The sequence below is a fragment of the Actinomadura kijaniata NBRC 14229 genome, from assembly GCF_001552175.1.
Lineage (GTDB): Bacteria > Actinomycetota > Actinomycetes > Streptosporangiales > Streptosporangiaceae > Spirillospora > Spirillospora kijaniata.
The window spans coordinates 25,042-40,975 of the sequence record NZ_BCQR01000113.1 but is presented as its reverse complement, the minus strand read 5'-3'; the positions used below and the strand labels follow the sequence as shown (position 1 = coordinate 40,975).

The 15,934-nt window shown below is 74.7% G+C and carries 15 protein-coding genes and 1 riboswitch; of the genes, 6 read left to right on the top strand and 9 right to left on the bottom strand.

Annotation, left to right across the window (positions count from 1 at the left end; genetic code table 11):
* Nucleotides 1–313, top strand: a 313-nt coding sequence (locus AKI01S_RS51885) for a hypothetical protein (protein WP_218009883.1), incomplete at its 5' end; no start/stop codon positions are given.
* 125 nt (nt 314–438) lie between these two features.
* Nucleotides 439–1,734 (top strand): preprotein translocase subunit SecY, encoded by a 1,296-nt coding sequence (secY, locus tag AKI01S_RS31015; protein WP_084000409.1) that lies wholly within the window; start codon nt 439–441, stop codon nt 1,732–1,734.
* A gap of 54 nt (nt 1,735–1,788) precedes the next feature.
* Here the strand turns inward: secY and AKI01S_RS31010 are convergent, their stop codons facing one another.
* The 5 genes from AKI01S_RS31010 to AKI01S_RS30990 all read right to left on the bottom strand — a co-directional run bounded on the left by AKI01S_RS31010 (nt 1,789) and on the right by AKI01S_RS30990 (nt 6,466).
* Nucleotides 1,789–3,159: a S41 family peptidase gene (locus AKI01S_RS31010; protein WP_067825677.1), complete on the bottom strand. Its 1,371-nt coding sequence runs from the start codon at nt 3,157–3,159 to the stop codon at nt 1,789–1,791.
* Nucleotides 3,160–3,231: 72 nt separating this feature from the next.
* Nucleotides 3,232–3,903 carry a response regulator transcription factor gene (locus AKI01S_RS31005; RefSeq protein WP_067825675.1) on the bottom strand — a complete coding sequence of 224 codons (672 nt, stop codon included), beginning with the start codon at nt 3,901–3,903 and terminating at the stop codon, nt 3,232–3,234.
* A complete protein-coding gene (locus tag AKI01S_RS31000) occupies nt 3,900–5,123 on the bottom strand; it encodes a sensor histidine kinase (protein WP_084000408.1) in 1,224 nt (407 codons plus the stop codon). Before AKI01S_RS31000 ends, AKI01S_RS31005 begins: the two co-directional genes overlap by 4 nt.
* 122 nt (nt 5,124–5,245) lie before the next feature.
* Complete coding sequence (locus AKI01S_RS30995) at nt 5,246–5,482, bottom strand: hypothetical protein (RefSeq protein WP_157420264.1); 237 nt, start codon at nt 5,480–5,482, stop codon at nt 5,246–5,248.
* 117 nt (nt 5,483–5,599) lie between these two features.
* On the bottom strand, nt 5,600–6,466 hold the full coding sequence (locus tag AKI01S_RS30990; RefSeq protein ID WP_067825671.1) for an SGNH/GDSL hydrolase family protein: 867 nt from the start codon (nt 6,464–6,466) through the stop codon (nt 5,600–5,602).
* 83 nt (nt 6,467–6,549) lie between these two features.
* Between AKI01S_RS30990 and AKI01S_RS30985 the strand changes: the two genes are divergently transcribed.
* Nucleotides 6,550–7,125: a TetR/AcrR family transcriptional regulator gene (locus tag AKI01S_RS30985; RefSeq protein ID WP_067825669.1), complete on the top strand. Its 576-nt coding sequence runs from the start codon at nt 6,550–6,552 to the stop codon at nt 7,123–7,125.
* A gap of 10 nt (nt 7,126–7,135) precedes the next feature.
* On the opposite strand, the gene AKI01S_RS30980 is transcribed toward AKI01S_RS30985, so the two are convergent.
* From AKI01S_RS30980 to cobN, 3 genes are all read right to left on the bottom strand, one after another.
* Nucleotides 7,136–7,435, bottom strand: a complete 300-nt coding sequence (locus AKI01S_RS30980) for a hypothetical protein (RefSeq protein ID WP_067825666.1) — start codon at nt 7,433–7,435, stop codon at nt 7,136–7,138.
* A 93-nt stretch (nt 7,436–7,528) separates the two neighbouring features.
* Nucleotides 7,529–7,933: an ACT domain-containing protein gene (locus AKI01S_RS30975; RefSeq protein ID WP_067825664.1), complete on the bottom strand. Its 405-nt coding sequence runs from the start codon at nt 7,931–7,933 to the stop codon at nt 7,529–7,531.
* A 113-nt stretch (nt 7,934–8,046) separates the two neighbouring features.
* Nucleotides 8,047–11,631, bottom strand: a complete 3,585-nt coding sequence (gene cobN, locus AKI01S_RS30970) for a cobaltochelatase subunit CobN (RefSeq protein ID WP_439951693.1) — start codon at nt 11,629–11,631, stop codon at nt 8,047–8,049.
* A 32-nt stretch (nt 11,632–11,663) separates the two neighbouring features.
* A riboswitch (cobalamin riboswitch) is annotated at nt 11,664–11,781 on the bottom strand.
* A gap of 31 nt (nt 11,782–11,812) precedes the next feature.
* Here cobN and cobG point away from each other — a divergent pair.
* From cobG to AKI01S_RS30955, 3 genes are read left to right on the top strand one after another with little or no spacing between them, the layout of a single operon-like run.
* Nucleotides 11,813–13,081 (top strand): precorrin-3B synthase, encoded by a 1,269-nt coding sequence (cobG, locus tag AKI01S_RS30965; protein WP_084000407.1) that lies wholly within the window; start codon nt 11,813–11,815, stop codon nt 13,079–13,081.
* Nucleotides 13,078–13,698: a precorrin-8X methylmutase gene (locus AKI01S_RS30960; protein WP_169814038.1), complete on the top strand. Its 621-nt coding sequence runs from the start codon at nt 13,078–13,080 to the stop codon at nt 13,696–13,698. Before cobG ends, AKI01S_RS30960 begins: the two co-directional genes overlap by 4 nt.
* Nucleotides 13,698–15,200: a precorrin-2 C(20)-methyltransferase gene (locus tag AKI01S_RS30955; protein ID WP_067825662.1), complete on the top strand. Its 1,503-nt coding sequence runs from the start codon at nt 13,698–13,700 to the stop codon at nt 15,198–15,200. Before AKI01S_RS30960 ends, AKI01S_RS30955 begins: the two co-directional genes overlap by 1 nt.
* Here AKI01S_RS30955 and AKI01S_RS30950 read toward each other — a convergent pair.
* Entirely contained in the window at nt 15,188–15,928 is a 741-nt protein-coding gene (locus tag AKI01S_RS30950; protein WP_245681851.1) for a cobalt-precorrin-6A reductase, read from the bottom strand. The genes AKI01S_RS30955 and AKI01S_RS30950 overlap by 13 nt on opposite strands.
* Between the last annotated feature and the right edge of the window lie 6 nt (nt 15,929–15,934).

Genomic DNA, 15,934 nt, shown 5'->3' with positions numbered 1-15,934 from the left:
CGGGCGCGCCGTCGTCGGGGAACGCCGGGGCACGCCCGCGCGGGCCCCCGGCGCGCGGCCCACGGTGTTCTGGGCCGGGCTCCCCGCCGCGCACTGGCACCACGGGCACTGGGACCACGGGCCGGCCGACCGGGCCGTCGCCGCGTACGACCACGCGGTCGCGGTGCTCGCCGACGCGTTCGCGGCCGGGGAACGCCGCAGCCGGGCCGCCGCGGCGAACGGCCGCGCGGCGGCGCTGCCGGGCCTCGCGCCCTCGGCCGTCCGGGAACGCGGACCGCCCGCCTCCACGGGTCCCGACGTTCCCCTTTCCTGACCGCGGCGCTCCGTAGGGGTGCGCCGCGGCGTACCCCTGTGGAGGCAAGTCATCTCTCGCCATGTTCCGGCGAACGCGTGCGCCGCGTTCGCCCGGCCGCTGTCGCGCCGGTGCGGGGTGGTCGCGTGCTGAGCGCGTTCACGCGGGCGTTCCGCACGCCCGACCTGCGGCGCAAGCTGCTGTTCACGCTGTTCGTCATCGTGCTGTTCCGGATCGGCCAGAACGTGCCGGTCCCCAACGTCAACGTCGCCGTGCTCCGCGACACGGCCGCCGCCGCGAAGAAGGGCGACCAGCTCTACGGGATGCTCGACCTGTTCAGCGGCGGCGCGCTGCTGAAGCTGTCGATCTTCGCGCTCGGCGTCATCCCCTACATCACCGCCAGCATCATCCTGCAGCTGCTGACGGTCGTGATCCCCCGGCTGGAGGCCCTGAAGAAGGAGGGCCAGGCCGGCACCACGAAGATCACGCAGTACACGCGGTACCTCACCGTCGGGCTGGCGACCCTGGAGGGCGCGGGGCTGGTCGCGATGGCCGCCACCGGGCAGCTGTTCCAGAACGTCCCGGGCGCCGGGTCCCTGCTGCACGACACCGGCGCGTTCGCGATCGTCACCATGGTGGTCTGCCTGGTGGCGGGCACCGCGGTGGTGATGTGGCTGGGCGAGCTGGTCACCGACCGCGGGGTCGGCAACGGCATGTCCATCCTGATCTTCACCCAGGTGGTGGCGGTCTTCCCGGCGCAGTTCTGGGGGATCTACAAGACCCAGGGCCCGTTCGTGTTCGTGCTGGTCATGCTGGTCGGCCTGGCCATCATGGCGGGCGTGGTGTTCGTCGAGCAGGGCCAGCGCCGCATCCCCGTCCAGTACGCCAAGCGGATGGTGGGGCGGCGCATGTACGGCGGGGCCGCGACCTACATCCCGCTGAAGGTCAACCAGGCCGGGATCATCCCGGTGATCTTCGCGTCGTCGCTGCTGTACCTGCCGATCCTGGCCACCCGGCTGTGGCCGGACGTGAAGTGGCTCCAGCAGGTCCAGCCGTACCTGCGGCCGGAGAACCCCTGGCACATGGCCGGCTTCTTCCTGCTGATCGTGTTCTTCACGTACTTCTACGTGGCGATCACCTTCAACCCGGTGGAGGTCGCCGACAACATGAAGAAGTACGGCGGGTTCGTGCCCGGCGTCCGCCCGGGGCGGCCGACCGCCGAGTACCTGGACCACGTGCTGTCGCGGATCACCGCGCCCGGGGCGCTGTACCTGGGGGCGGTGTCGCTGGTGCCGCTGGTGGTGCTGGCGATGCTCGGGGTGGGCGACCAGTTCCCGTTCGGCGGGACGAGCATCCTGATCGTCGTCGGCGTCGGCCTCGACACCGTCAAGCAGATCGAGGCGCAGCTCCAGCAACGCAACTACGAGGGGTTCCTCCGGTGACCCCGTAGCCGCACGGTGCGCGCCGCCCGCCCGGTGGGGCGGGCGGCGCGCCGTTCACCGCGTCAGCAGCGCGCGCGCCCGGGCGAGCGCGGAGTCGCGTCCGGCGGCGAGCTCGGCGTCGGTGAAGACGGGGGTGCGGACGGTGGGCGGCACGCCCCGGCCCTCGTGGGAGACGCCGCCGGCGGAGCGGTAGTCCTCGTTGCCGAGGGCGAAGATCCAGCCGTTGGGCAGCGCGCGGACCAGCACGTCGGAGAACACGCCCTGCGTGGTGGCGCCGACGCGGTGCGGCGCGGGGGAGCGCCCCGTCAGGCCGAGCGTGAACGTCTCGGCGGCGCTGACGCTGAGGTCGCTGGTCAGGACGGCGACCGGGCCGGTGTAGCGGGGCCGGTCGGACGGCCGTACCCGCACCGTCTGGAACGCGGTCCCCGGCGCGCGCTTGCGGTAGGCGACGTAGGGCCGGTCGGTCAGCCGGGACGCGATGCGCACGCCGAGCGCGTCGTGGCCGCCGCCGTTGTACCGCACGTCGATGATCAGGCCGCGCAGGGTGCGGACGCGGTCGCGGGTCAGGACGGCGTCCAGCGCCCGGTCCAGCTCGGCCCGCTGCCGCGCGTAGACGGAGTTCTCGCCGGCGTACCCGGTGAAGGCGGTGACGCGCAGGTAGCCGAGCCGCCGCGGCAGGTCGGCGTAACCGACCCGGCCGTTGGCCCAGGTGCGCAGCGGGACGCCGACGTTGCGCAGCACGGCCTTGTCCACGCGGGCGCGGAACGCGTCGTCGTGCCGGCGGGTGCCGGGGCGCCGCCCGGCGAAGGACCGGCCGCCGGCCGGGTCGGCCACGCCGGTGTGCGCGTCGCCCAGCGGCCGGATCATGTCGCTGAGGATCGTGAACAGCCGGTCGGGGGAGGTGTGCCCGGTGACCCGCGGCCGGTGGCGGGCGCGCAGGGCGTTCCAGTCGACCCCGCGGGCGGCGAAGAAGGGGTAGCGCTCGGCGAACGTCGTCCAGAACACGTCGAAGACCGTGCGGGGGTCCTTCGGCATGGGCCGGGTGCAGCGGTCCGGCAGGGACGGCAGGCGGCGCAGGTCCACCCGGCCCACCGAGCCGGGGACGGTGAGGACGAGACCGCCGCGCGGGCCGGGGCGCAGGACCATCTCGGTGCCGTCGTCGGAGGCGAACCGGACCCCGCCGGAGCCGCCCGGGCCGGCGCGCCGCAGCTCGCCGCCGGGCAGGCAGCTGATCGAGGTGGTCTGGTAGAGCCGCAGCCGGGCGCCGTCGACCACGGCGACCTGGCCGTAGGCGGCGGTCCGCCACACGCCGTCGGGAGGCCGGGCGGTCCCGGCGGCGGCCGGAACGGCCGGGGAGGCGAGGAGGACGAGGGAGGCGGCGACCGGCGCGCCCATCAGGATCCTGCACGGTGTCTTCGTCGGCATGGGAACGACGCTAGGCCGGTCGTACGCGTCACGCATCGTACCCAGGTCGCCACCTGGCGTAGGACCTCGGTCCTACGCCTGGGGCACACCCGGGGCGACCAGCCCGGACTCGTAGGCGGCGATCACCGCCTGGGCGCGGTCCCGCGCGCCGGTCTTGGCGAAGACGCTGGAGATGTGGTTCTTCACGGTGGAGGGGGTGATGGCCAGCTCGGCGGCGATGTCGGCGTTGGACCGCCCGCGCGCGATGAGGGCCAGCACCTCGCGTTCGCGTCCGGTCAGCGCGTCCAGGCCCCTCGGCGGCGTGCCGGGTCCGGTGGGCGCGGCCCGCACGAACGTGCCGATCAGCCGGGTCAGCAGGCGGGGCGCGACGGCGGCCTCGCCGCGGTGCACGGTCCGCACCGCCGCCGTCAGCTCCTCCGGGGACACGTCCTTGGGCAGGAACCCCGACGCCCCGGCGCGCAGCGCGCCGAGCACGTACTCGTCCAGGTCGAACGTGCTGAGCGCCAGCACCCGCGCCTCGGGGACCAGCCGGGCGATCCGGCCGGTGGCGGCCACCCCGTTCAGGCCGGGCAGGTGGATGTCCATCAGCACCACGGCGGGGCGCAGCGCGGCGGCGCGGTCCACGGCCTCGCCGCCGTCGGCGGCCTCCCCGACCACCTCCATGTCGGGCTGCGCCCCGATGATCATCCGGAATCCGGTGCGGACGAGGGCGTGGTCGTCCACCAGCAGCACCGAGATCGTCATGTCGCCTCCTGGGGCAGCGCGTCCGGGGGAAGGGGGAGGCGGGCCCGCACCCGGAACCCGCCCCCGGGAGCGGGCCCGGCGGTGAGCTCGCCGCCGCACAGGGCGACCCGTTCGGCCATGCCGCGCAGCCCGTGCCCGTGGCCCCGCCGGTCCGCGGGGGCCGGCGCGGGGGCGGGCCCGCCGGAGCCGTCGTCGTGGACCTCCGCCTCGACCGCCGTGTCGGTGTAGCGCAGCACGACCCGCACCCGGGCCCCGGCGGCGTGCTTGTGGGCGTTGGTCAGCGCCTCCTGCACGGCCCGGTAGACCGCCAGGTCGGCGGCCGGCGGCAGGGGACGGGCCCGGCCCTCGACGCGCAGGTCGGCGCGGACCCCGGCGGCGCGGGCCCGTTCGACCAGCGCGGGCAGCCGGTCGGCGCGGGCGTCCGGCTCGGGTTCGTCGTCGGCGCGCAGCACCGCCAGGAGCCGCCGCATCTCGGCCATCGCCTCGCGGGCGGTGCGCTCGGTGGTGACCAGCGCCTCGGCCGCCCGTTCGGGGTCGGCGGCCATGGTGGTGCGGGCCGCGCCGACCAGCACGCTCATCACGCTGATGTGGTGGGCGACGACGTCGTGCAGCTCGCGGGCGATGTGCCGGCGTTCGGCGCGGACGGCCTCGGCGGCCCGCTCGGCGCGCCGCCGTTCGGCGGTCTCGGCGCGCAGCCGCGTGTACTGGCCGAGGACGAGCGCCAGCAGCGCGGCCACCACGTTCGCCAGGTCGGTGGGGCTGTGGACGGCGTAGGCGGCGGCGCCCGCGCCGGTCGCCGCCAGGCCGCTCCACCAGCCGGTCCGGTACGGCAGGTACCGGCCGACGGCGTACAGCGCGACGAGGCTGCCCAGGCTGAGCGGGTCGAACGGCAGCTCCGGCAGCAGCAGCCAGCCGGTCAGGTCGGCCGCGACGATCACGGTGAGCGTGAGCAGGGGCCGGGTCCGCCGGACGAGGACCACGCCGACCTGCGCCAGGCCGAGCAGCAGCCCGGCGGGCAGGGCGAGGGGGACCGGACCGTCCGGCCAGCGCTTGACGACGATGTCCAGCAGGACGGCCAGCATCAGCAGCGCCAGAGCCGCGTCGGCGGCCCGGGCCCGCCGCTCTGGGGTGAGCGCCGTGACGAGCGCGTCGGCCCGGCGGCGCGCGACCGCGGTCCGGCGCGGTGCGGACGGCGGAAACGCCCTCGACCCCACGACCATGATCCTGAGCGTAGGACGGTGGGCCGCCCCCGTCGTCCTCCGCTGGGTGGACCCTGACCTGGGACTTCGGTACCACCCGCCGCACGGCGCGTCCGACGGGCGAGGGACGGGGCCGGTGCGGGTCAGGCGGTCGCGGGGGCGGCGGTGTCGCGGCGGGGGACCTGGCTGTAGTCCTGCCCGTCGAGTTTGGTGATGGCGTCGGCGGCGACACGGGTGACGCGGGCCGTCCAGGAATCGCCGTCGATTTCCATCCAGGCGATGCGCGCGCCCCAGGATCCCTCGGGGAGGCGTTCCCAGGCGAGCAGGTAGGCCGGGCCGTCAACGGTGCTGGACTGGACCATCGGAGGCACATGCGACATATGTTTCTTCTACCTGTCCGGTACGACATTCCGCGAGAGTCTTACGGCAATTCCCTTTTTCGTTTTCGGGAATTCCGCGGCGGCGGAGGGCGCCGGGGCGCGCGGGAGGGTTGTCGCTCAGCGTCGCGACAGCCACTCCGAGATCAGGTCGGCGACCATCGCTCCGCCCCGGTCGCTCAGGTGCAGGTGGTCGACGAGGAGTTCGAGGCCGTTGCCGCGGGCCACCTCGTCCCAGCTGTGGCCGAGCAGGTAGTGCCGGGCTCCGGCGAGGAAGGCGAGGGTGAAGCCGAACCCGTAGGGGGCGCCGTCTCCGCCGCGCCGCCGCAGGTGGTCGGTCATCCGCTCGTTCAGCGGCACGTAGTCGGCCCCGGTGCGGTCGGCGGTCTCCCTGAGGGCGGCGTTGTATCCGGCGGCCTTGCGGTTGAGGTCGCTGCCGATCTGCTCGCCGATCGGCGGGAGGGAGACCAGCGCGACCCGGGCGGAGGTCCGCGCCTTCAGGCGGCCGACGATCGCGGTGAGGTTGTCGCGGTAGCGCTGGAGCGGAACGCCGTCCCGCACGTCGTTGGCCCCGATCAGGACCGTGACGGCGGCGGGGCGGCAGGCGACGACGTCGCGGTCGAGGCGCTGGAGCAGGTCGGCGCTGGTGTCGCCGTTCTTCCCGGCGTTGACGAACTCGAAGGCCCGGTGTTCGGCCCGGTCGCGCAGGTCGCCGACCCAGTCGGCGCCCAGGGTGCCCTGGGTCATGCTGGCCCCCGCCGCCACGACGACGGGACGGCCGCCGGGGCGCGGACCGTCCGCGCAGGCGTCGGCGGGCGGGTTGGCGGGCGGGCGGACGAACGTGAGGTACCCGGCGGTCCCGGCCGCGCCGAGCGTTCCGGCGAGCAGCAGGCACAGCGCGATGACGATCCGCCTTCGCAGGCCGGCGCGCCGGGACGGGCGGACGGGGCGCCGTTCTTCGGTGCCGCCGGTCACGGTGGTGCGCATGATGCTCCTCCAGGGGGTTAGTGAACACTAACCCGTATCATGGGCTAGCGTTCACTAACCTGTCAATCGGCGGAGGGCACCGGATGAGCACGCGGGAGCGGATCCTGGACGCGGCGGCGGAGATCCTGCGGACGCGGGGCGTCGCACAGGCCACCACCAAGGAGATCGCGCAGGCGTCGGGGGTGTCGGAGCCGACGCTCTACAAGCACTTCCCGGACAAGGAGCGGCTCCTGCTGGCCGTCCTCCAGGAACGGCTGCCCGGACTGTCGCGGGTCGCGGTCCGGCCCGGGGAGGGCGAGGTGGAGGACAACCTCGCCGCGCTCGCGCACGCGGCCCTGGAGTTCTACCAGCGGTCGATCCCGATGCTGGGCGCGCTGCTGGCGGACCCGCGGCGCATGGAGTCGCACCGGGTGGCGATGGACCGGCACGGCGGCGGCCCGGGAAGGGCGGTCGCGGCGTTCGCCGCCTACCTGAGGGCCGAACGGGACCTCGGGCGCCTGCGCGCGGAGGCGGACCCGGACGCGGCGGCGGCGCTGCTGGTCGGCGGGTGCTTCCAGGAGGCGTTCCTGCGCTACTACGGTCACGGGCCGGAGGCCGCCGCCGCGCCCCGCGGGTTCGCCGAGGCGCTCGCCCGCGCCGTGGTCCGGCCGCTGCTGTGACCGCGGGGGGTCAGGTCGGGCTGTCGGCCTCGGACCGCCCGGACCGGGCGCGGTCGGTGCTGCGGTGCCAGTTGTGGAGGGAGCGCGCGCCCGCGCCGAACAGCAGGGCGGCCACGGCCAGCAGGACGATCTCGGGCGCGTTCGCGCCGCCGGCGTTGACGATCAGCAGGATGTCCACGCCCAGCAGGGCGATGCCGAGGAGGAGAAGGGCGTACCCGACCCAGAAACTGCGGTCCGAGAAATCCTCGCTCGCGGAGGAGCGCGGGATCCTCGTCCCTTCGGACGGGAGGTCCCCCGGGGTGTCGTTCATCTTCCACCTCCGTTCAGGAAAACGCGGTGCTCGCGCGTCAAGGGAAATCGGGACGGTGCCGGGGACTCTTTTGCGTTCCGGCTGCGGCGGCGCTCAGCGCGCGCCGTCGCGCCCCAGGCCGCGGAGGATCGCGACGGCCTCGTCCGCGCGGTCGCGCGGGACGAACAGATGGTCGTGGTGGTAGGCGGAGACCACGTTGCAGCTGATGCCCGCCCCGGCCAGCGCCGTGGAGATCGCGGCCATCATCCCGACCGCCTCCAGGGCGGAGTGGATCCGCAGCACGATCCACGCGCTGGGGAACGCGAACTCCAGACCGGCCGCCTCGGCCCGCTCACGCGGCAGGACCAGCGTGCGACCCTCGGGTTCCTCGAATATCAGCAGCGGTTCGACGTCGGGGGGAGTCGAGCGGTCGGGCGACGTGACGAACACGTATTCACCCGCGTGCAACTCCGGATCGAGTCCGGCCAGCAACTTCGCGAGGTCGGTTTCCCCGCTCATACACCCCCTCCCCTTGAGGTCCTACTGGGAAAACGACCCGCCGCCGGTTTTTGTTTCCGGCGGCGGGTCGGGCGAATTCTTGGTGTTTTCTTGAAGAAGGGCGGGCCGGTGCGTCAGTCGGTGTCGGACTCCAGGTCGCCCTCCACGCGCAGATAGAGCTGCTTCAGGGCTTCCAGGGTCTCGGCCTCCGGGTGCTCCCACATGCCCCGGTCGGCGGCCTCCAGCAGGCGTTCGGCGATGCCGTGCAGGGCCCAGGGGTTGGACTCCTCGAAGAACTTCTGGTTCTCCGGGTCCAGCGCGTAGGTCTGGGCCAGCTTCTCGTACATCCAGTCCGCGACGACCCCGGCGGTCGCGTCGTAGCCGAACAGGTAGTCCACCGTCGCCGCCAGCTCGAACGCGCCCTTGTAGCCGTGGCGGCGCATCGCGGCCAGCCAGCGCGGGTTCACCACCCGGGCACGGAAGACGCGGGAGGTCTCCTCGTTGAGGGTGCGGGTGCGCACGGCGTCGGGACGGGTGCTGTCGCCGATGTAGGCCGCGGGCGCCCTGCCGGTCAGCGCCCGGACCGTGGCGATCATGCCGCCGTGGTACTGGAAGTAGTCGTCGGAGTCGGCGATGTCGTGCTCGCGGGTGTCGGTGTTCTTGGCGGCGACGCTGATGCGGCGGTAGGCGTTCTCCATGTCGGCGCGGGCCGGGACGCCGTCCAGGTCGCGGCCGTAGGCGTAGCCGCCCCAGACCGCGTACACCTCGGCCAGGTCCGAGTCGTCGCGCCAGTTCCGGCTGTCGATCAACGGCAGGATGCCCGCGCCGTACGCGCCCGGCCGGGACCCGAACACGCGCATGGTGGCGCGGCGGCGGTCGCCGTGGGCCGCCTCGTCGGCGCGGACGTGGGCGCGCACGAAGTTGTCGGCGTCGGGCTCGTCCTGCGCGGCGGCCAGCCGGACCGCGTCGTCGAGCATCGCCACGGCGTGCGGGAACGCGTCGCGGAAGAACCCGCTGATGCGGACCGTCACGTCGATGCGCGGACGGCCGAGCTCGGGCAGCGGGATCGGCTCCAGGCCGGTCACGCGGCGGGAGGCGTCGTCCCAGACCGGCCGCACGCCGAGCAGGGCCAGCACCTCGGCGATGTCGTCGCCGGAGGTGCGCATCGCGGAGGTGCCCCACACCGACAGCCCGACCGACTGCGGCCACTCGCCGGTGTCCTCGCGGTAGCGCTCCAGCAGCGAGTCGGCCATCGCGCGGCCGGTCTCCCAGGCCAGCCGGGACGGCACGGCCTTGGGATCGACGGAGTAGAAGTTGCGGCCGGTCGGCAGCACGTTGATCAGGCCCCGCAGCGGGGAGCCGGACGGGCCCGCCGGGACGTAGCCGCCGTCCAGCGCGTGCAGCACCATGCCGATCTCGTCGACGGTCCGGTCCAGCCGCGGGACGATCTCGGTGGCGGCGAACCGCAGGATCTCCGCGACCTTCCCCTCGGCGACCTCGCCGGCGGCGTCCGGGTCCCAGCCCCGCTCCTCCATGGCCAGCACCAGGGCGCGGGCCCTGTCCTCGAACGCGTCCACCTCGCCCCGGTCGCGGCTGCCCTCGTCCAGGCCGAGGGCCTCGCGCAGGCCGGGCAGCGTCACCGAGCCGCCCCACATCTGCCGGGCGCGCAGCAACGCGAGGACCAGGTCGGCGCGGCCCTCCCCGGCCGGGGCCCGGCCGAGGACGTGCAGCCCGTCACGGATCTGGACGTCCTTCACCTCGCACAGCCAGCCGTCCACGTGCAGCAGGAAGTCGTCGAACTCCGCGTCGTGCGGCCGGTCCTCCAGCCCCAGGTCGTGGTCGAGCCGGGCGGCCTGGATCAGCGTCCAGATCTGGGCGCGGATCGCGGGCAGCTTGGCGGGGTCGAGCGCGGCGATGTTGGCGTGCTCGTCCAGCAGCTGTTCCAGGCGGGCGATGTCGCCGTAGCTGTCGGCGCGCGCCATCGGCGGGATCAGGTGGTCGACCAGGGTGGCGTGGGCGCGGCGCTTGGCCTGCGTGCCCTCGCCGGGGTCGTTGACCAGGAACGGGTAGATCAGCGGCAGGTCGCCGAGCGCGGCGTCCGGCCCGCAGGAGGCCGACATCCCGGCGGCCTTGCCGGGCAGCCACTCCAGGTTGCCGTGCTTGCCGACGTGGACGACCGCGTGCGCGCCGAACCCGTCCTGCAACCACCGGTACGCCGCCAGGTAGTGGTGGCTCGGCGGCAGGTCGGGGTCGTGGTAGATCGCCACGGGGTTCTCGCCGAAGCCGCGCGGCGGCTGGACCATCACCACGACGTTGCCGGACCGCAGCGCCGCGAGGACGATCTCACCCTCGGGATCATTGGAGTCGTCCACGAACAGCTCGCCGGGCGGCGGGCCCCAGTGACGCTCGATGTCCTCGCGCAGGTCCTCGGGGAGCGTGGCGTACCACCGCTTGTACCGGGAGGCGGGGATGCGGATCGGGTTGCCGGTGAGCTGCTCCTCGGTGAGCCAGTCGGCGTCCTGGCCGCCCGCCGCGATGAGCGCGTGCATCAGCGCGTCGCCCTCGCCGGGCAGCTCGTCGCCGACGTCGTAGCCGCGCTCGCGCATCGCCTCCAGCAGGGCGATCACGCTGGCGGGGGTGTCGAGGCCGACGGCGTTGCCGATGCGGGCGTGCTTGGTCGGGTACGCCGACAGCATCAGCGCGACGCGGCGCTCCGGCGCGGGAACGTGGCGCAGCGCGCCGTGCCGGACGGCGATCCCGGCGACGCGGGCGGCGCGTTCGGGGTCGGCGACGTAGACGCTCAGCCCGTCCTCGTCGATCTCCTTGAACGAGAACGGCACCGTGATCAGCCGCCCGTCGAACTCCGGCACCGCGACCTGCGTGGCGGTGTCCAGCGGGGACAGGCCGTCGTCGTTGGACTCCCACGCCTCGCGGCCACCGGTCAGGCACAGGCCCTGCAGGATCGGGACGTCGAGGGCGGCCAGCGCGCCGACGTCCCACGCCTCGTCGTCGCCCCCGGCCGACGCGAACGCCGGACGCGTGCCGCCCGCCGCCAGCACCGTGACGACCAGCGCGTCGACCTCGCCGAGCCTGTCGAGCAGCTCCCGTTCGGCGGTGCGCAGGGACGCGCAGTAGACCGGGAGGGCACGGCCCCCGGCGTTCTCGATCGCCGCGCACAGGGCCTCGACGAACGCGGTGTTCCCGGCCAGGTGGTGCGCCCGGTAGTACAGGACGCCGATCAGCGGCCCGTCGCCGCCGGCCGCCTCGCGTTCCAGGACGCCCCAGGTGGGCGTCGGGGTCGGCGGGCCGAAGCCGTGCCCGGTGAGCAGGACCGTGTCGGAAAGGAAGGCGAACAGGTCACCGAGGTTGGCGGGACCGCCGTAGGCGAGGTAGGCGTGCGCCTCCGCCGCCACCCCGGCCGGGACCGTGGACAGCTCCATCAGCTCGGCGTCGGGCTGCTGCTCGCCGCTCAGCACGACGACCGGGCGGGGCCCGGCCAGCAGCGCGTCCAGCCCCTCCTCCCAGGCGCGGCGGCCGCCGAGCAGCCGCACGACGACCAGGTCCACGCCCTCCAGCAGGGCGGGCAGGTCGTCGGCGGAGGTGCGGGCCGGATTGGCGAGACGGAAGGCGGCGCCGGACGCACGCGCGCTGAGCAGGTCGGTGTCCGACGTGGACAGCAGCAGGATCACGCTGGTCGAGTCCTCACCCGGGGTTTCCACGCCCCGAATCGCAGGGTCACTGCGACAACCGGAGTCTCCTGGCTCCCGGATCGACGCTCGCCCCGGCCTTCCCGCTGACGCAGTGGCCCTGGGTGGGGTCCGCTCCCCGGTGACAGTGGCGGGACCGCGCCGGACTCACACCGGCTTCCTCCGCTTTGTCGCTGCTCACACAGTAGTGCCCATGCTTGGCCATCCCGTGCGGCCCGTCAAGCCGGGGTGTCAGGCCGGGGGCTCGGACGGACGCGGGTTCGCGCTTAGTATCCGGGCTGTGTCTGCCTCTTCGTCTGCTTCCTCCCGTTCCGGTCCTGACTCCTGTCCCGGGCTGTTGCGGATCCACCGGGCCGCCGACGGCGGGCTGGCGCGGGTCCGGCTGCCCGGTGGGCGGGTGGACCGGCGAGGGTTCGCGGCGCTGGCGGATGCGGCCGTCGAGCTCGGCAACGGCGGGCTGGAGCTCACCTCCCGGGGGAACGTGCAGGTCAGGGGGCTCGCCGCCGGGGCGGAACGGGAGCTGAGCGGGCGGCTGTGCGACGCGGGGCTGCTGCCGTCGTTCACGCACGAACGGGTGCGGAACATCGTCGCCAGCGCGCTCAGCGGGCGTGACGGGCGGGGGCTGGCCGACGTGCGTCCGCTGGTGGCGGAGCTGGACGCGGGGCTGTGCGCCGATCCGGGGCTGGCGGAGCTGCCGGGGCGGGTGCTGTTCGCGCTGGACGACGGGCGCGGGGACGTGGTCGCGCTGCGTCCGGACGTGGGGCTGTACGCGGTCGCGGAGGACGTGTTCGCGCTGGTCGTGGGCGGACGGGACAGCGGGGTGCGGGTCGGCGCGGACGACGCGGCGGCGGCCGTGCTGGAGGTCGCGCGGGGGTTCCTGCGGGTGCGCGACGGCGAGTGGCGCGTCAACGAGCTGGACGACCCGCTGCGGCTGGCGCCCGGCGGGGCGGAGGCGGTCGAGCTGCCGCGGACGCCCGCGCCGCCGCCGCTCGGGGTGGTCGCGCAGCGGGACGGGCGTAGCGCCCTGTCTGGGCTGGTACCGCTGGGACGGCTGGAGTCCGCGCAGCTCGACGCGTTGCGGGCGGCGGACGAGCTGATCGTCACGCCGTGGCGGACCGTGGTCGTTCCCGATTTGACTGACGTGTCACACTCCTATGGCCTGGTCGCCGCCGACGACTCCCGTTGGGTCGGGCTCACCTCGTGCGCGGGACGGCCCGGCTGTGCCCGATCCCTGACCGACGTGCGCGCCGACGCCGCCGCGGCGCGCGCCGCGTGCGGGAGCGGGCTGCCCGTGCACTGGACCGGATGCGACCGCGGCTGCGGCCGCCCGGCCGGGCGGCACGTCGCGGTGGTGGCGACGCCGGGCGGGTACGAGGTGCGGCTCGGCGACGAGGTTCGCGCGCGGTCCCATGACCTGACGGCGACGGCGGCGGCCGTCGCGACGACACGGAGGAGCGAGTGATCGACTACGTTCGCGACGGCGCCGAGATCTACCGGCGCTCGTTCGCGACCATCCGGGCCGAGGCCGATCTGGCGGGGCTGCCCGGGGACGTCGCCCGGGTCGCCGTCCGCATGATCCACGCCTGCGGGATGGTGGACCTGGTCGGCGACCTGGACTACGCGCCGGGGGCCGTCGCGGCGGCGCGCGGGGCGCTGCTGGAGGGCCGGCCGATCCTGTGCGACGCGAAGATGGTCGCGGCCGGGGTGACGCGCAAGCGCCTGCCCGCCGGCAACGAGGTGATCTGCACGCTCGACGACCCCCGGGTGCCCGCGCTCGCCGCGAAGCTGGGCAACACGCGCAGCGCCGCCGCCCTCGACCTGTGGGGGGACCGGCTGGACGGCGCCGTCGTCGCGATCGGGAACGCGCCGACCGCGCTGTTCCGGCTGCTGGAGCTGGTCGCGGCGGGCGCGCCCCGGCCCGCCTGCGTGCTGGGGATCCCGGTCGGCTTCATCGGCGCCGCCGAGTCCAAGGTCGCGCTCGCCGAGTCCGACCTGCCGCACGTCGTCGTGCACGGGCGGCGCGGCGGCAGCGCCATGACCGCCGCCGCCATCAACGCCATCGCGAGTGAGGAAGAGTGATGACCGGACACCTGTACGGCGTGGGGCTCGGGCCCGGGGATCCGGAGCTGGTCACTCTGAAGGCGGCGCGGCTGATCGAGGGCGCCGACGTGGTCGTGTACCACTCGGCGCGGCACGGGCGCAGCATCGCGCGGTCGATCGCGGCGGCCCACCTGCGGGACGGGCAGATCGAGGAGCCGCTGATCTACCCGGTGACCACCGAGAGGGTCGGCGACTACCGGGGGACGCTGGAGGAGTTCTACGACCGGTGCGCCGAGCGGCTCGCCGAGCATCTGGACGCCGGGCGCTCGGTGGTCGTGCTGTGTGAGGGGGACCCGTTCTTCTACGGGTCCTACATGCATCTGCACAAGCGGCTGGCCTCGCGTTACCCGACCGAGGTCGTGCCGGGGGTGACGTCGGTGAGCGGGGCGTCGGCGGAGCTGGGGCGGCCGCTGGTCGAACGCGACGAGGTGCTGACGGTGCTGCCGGGGACGCTGCCGCCCGAGAAGCTGGCCGAACGGCTCGCCGCCACCGACTCGGCCGCCGTGCTGAAGCTGGGGCGGACGTTCGGGAACGTGCGCGAGGCCCTGGATCGGGCGGGGCGGCTGGACGACGCCTGGTACGTGGAGCGGGCGACGACCGACGAGCAGCGGATGCGGCCGCTGGCGGAGGTCGATCCGGAGAGCGTGCCGTACTTCTCGGTGGCGATCCTGCCCAGCCGGGTGCACGAGGAGACGCGGCGGGCGCTGCCGGAGCCGGTTCCGGCCGGGGAGCGGCGGGGCGAGGTCGTGGTGGTCGGGCTCGGGCCCGCCGGGCGCGAGTGGCTGACGCCGCAGGCGCAGGACGCGCTGGCCTCCGCCGACGACCTGATCGGGTATGGGCCGTACCTGGACCGCGTTCCGCCGAACCCGCGCCAGCGGCGGCACCCGTCCGGCAACACCGTGGAGGCCGAACGCGCCGCCCACGCCCTGGAGCTCGCCGAGCGGGGGCGGCGGGTCGCCGTCGTGTCGTCGGGCGATCCGGGCGTGTTCGCGATGGCGACGGCCGTGCTGGAGGTCGCCTCGGAGGAGCGCTGGCGGCACGTTCCGGTGCGGGTGCTGCCGGGGCTGACCGCCGCGCAGGCGGTCGCGTCCCGGATCGGCGCGCCGCTCGGCCACGACTACTGCGTGATCTCGCTGTCGGACCGGCTCAAGCCGTGGGAGGTGATCGCCGACCGGCTCGCGGCGGCGGCCTCGGCCGATCTGGCGATCGCGGTCTACAACCCGGCGTCCAGGACCCGGCGGCACCAGGTCGCCGAGGCCCGCGACCTGCTGCTCAAGCACCGTTCGCCCGACACGCCCGTGGTGATCGGGCGCGACGTGGGCGGGCCGGAGGAGAGCGTGCGGGTCGTGCGGCTGGCCGAGCTGGACCCGGCGGACGTGGACATGCGCTGCCTGCTGGTGATCGGCTCCTCGCAGACCCGGGTCGCCGAGCGCGGCGACGGCTCCCGGATCGTGTTCACGCCGCGCCGCTACCCGGCGTGACGCGACAGCCAGTCCAGGGCCTGGTCCACCGTTCCCACCGGCGCGACGCCGGGCGGGAGCGGTGGGCGGTCCACCATCACCACCGGGACGCCCAGCTCGCGGGCGGCGGTGAGCTTGGCCTCGGTCATCGGGCTGCCGCTGTCCTTGGTGACCAGGCAGTCGACGGCGTGCTCGCGCAGCAGCGCCCGTTCCTCGTCGAGGGTGAACGGGCCGCGCGCCAGCACCGTCGCGTGGCGCGGCGGCAGCGGCGGCTCGGGCGGGTCGACCGAGCGGATCAGGAACCAGCGCCGGTCGTCGCCGGCGAACGGCGCCAGGTCCTTGCGGCCGGTGGTCAGGAAGACGCGTTCGCCGGGCAGGTCCGCGGCGGCGGCCGCCAGGGTGGGGACGCGCCGCCAGTCGTCGCCGGGCCGTTCGGTCCAGCCGGGGCGGCGCAGCACCAGCAGCGGCAGGCCGGCGCGTTCGGCGGCCCGCACGGCCGAGTCGGTCATCACGGCGGCGAACGGGTGGGTGGCGTCCACCACCGCGTCGATCCGTTCGGCGCGCAGCCACGCGGCCAGGCCGTCCGGGCCGCCGAACCCGCCGACGCGGGTGCGGCCCTCGGGCAGCAGGGGCGCGGCGGTGCGGCCCGCCAGCGAGCTGACGACGTCGAAGGCGGGGTCGGCGTGCAGGCGTCCGGCGAGGTCGCGGGCCTCGCCGGTGCCGCCCAGCAGCAGGATGCGTCGGGTCACACTGGA

What these genes read in the sequence shown, in the direction of transcription:
- AKI01S_RS31005 (WP_067825675.1), bottom strand. Translation starts at nt 3,903, where the DNA reads ATGACGATCTCGGTGCTGCTGGTGGACGACCACGCCCTCGTCCGCACC.
- AKI01S_RS30995 (WP_157420264.1), bottom strand. Translation starts at nt 5,482, where the DNA reads ATGTCGCATGTGCCTCCGATGGTCCAGTCCAGCACCGTTGACGGCCCG.
- AKI01S_RS30955 (WP_067825662.1), top strand. Translation starts at nt 13,698, where the DNA reads ATGACCGGACACCTGTACGGCGTGGGGCTCGGGCCCGGGGATCCGGAG.
- AKI01S_RS31000 (WP_084000408.1), bottom strand. Translation starts at nt 5,123, where the DNA reads ATGGTCGTGGGGTCGAGGGCGTTTCCGCCGTCCGCACCGCGCCGGACC.
- AKI01S_RS31010 (WP_067825677.1), bottom strand. Translation starts at nt 3,159, where the DNA reads ATGCCGACGAAGACACCGTGCAGGATCCTGATGGGCGCGCCGGTCGCC.
- AKI01S_RS30985 (WP_067825669.1), top strand. Translation starts at nt 6,550, where the DNA reads ATGAGCACGCGGGAGCGGATCCTGGACGCGGCGGCGGAGATCCTGCGG.
- AKI01S_RS30990 (WP_067825671.1), bottom strand. Translation starts at nt 6,466, where the DNA reads ATGCGCACCACCGTGACCGGCGGCACCGAAGAACGGCGCCCCGTCCGC.
- AKI01S_RS30980 (WP_067825666.1), bottom strand. Translation starts at nt 7,435, where the DNA reads ATGAACGACACCCCGGGGGACCTCCCGTCCGAAGGGACGAGGATCCCG.
- cobG (WP_084000407.1), top strand. Translation starts at nt 11,813, where the DNA reads ATGCTTGGCCATCCCGTGCGGCCCGTCAAGCCGGGGTGTCAGGCCGGG.
- AKI01S_RS30975 (WP_067825664.1), bottom strand. Translation starts at nt 7,933, where the DNA reads ATGAGCGGGGAAACCGACCTCGCGAAGTTGCTGGCCGGACTCGATCCG.